At 37.9% G+C, this 691-nt stretch carries 1 protein-coding gene; it reads left to right on the forward strand.

Annotated features, from left to right (window positions below; translation table 11 throughout):
* On the forward strand, positions 1-691 hold a 691-nt coding region (locus tag AC1EUU_RS15430; protein ID WP_480202343.1), incomplete at both ends, for a hypothetical protein.

Below are 691 nucleotides of genomic sequence, written 5' to 3' on the forward strand. Positions count from 1 at the left end.
GGGTAATTTAACACTTGATGTTGTCGGAAATGTAGGAACGATAAGTGGATTAAGTCAGGGTGTTTATAATGATATTACGGTTACTCAGAATGGTTGTACAAGTACAACAGATATAGATGTTACCTTGAGTGATCCATCTACTGCTGTAATAGCGATTGACAGTAGTAGTGACCCAATAACATGTTCGGGTACCGAAGGGAGTATTACCTTATCAGGTTTAGCAAATAATACAAGTTATGATGTAAGTTACGTGTTAAATGCCGGAGCTCCAGTAGTATCCACTATTGTTAGTGATGGCTCCGGACAATTAACTATAAGTAGTTTAGGAGCAGGTTCTTATACTGCTATTAATGTAACTAACTCAGGCTGTACAAGTAATAGCTTAAGCATAATATTAAATGATCCGATAACGCCAACATTAACTTTTGCAAGTAGCAACGGTCCTACAACTTGTAGCGGATCAGATGGACAAATTGTATTAAATACTACTGGTTTAGTAGATAATAGTTATACCGTGAACTATGCAGGAGGTACATTGACGATGGTAGTATCGAGTAATGTAGGAACAATTAGCGGATTAACTCAAGGATCATATAATGATATAACAATTACTCAAGCTGGTTGTACTAGCGTTGCGGATATTGATGTTACCTTAACAGATCCTCCGACACCAGTGGCTCCAACGGCATCA

This window comes from Maritimimonas sp. 2205BS37-2 (assembly GCF_056591755.1).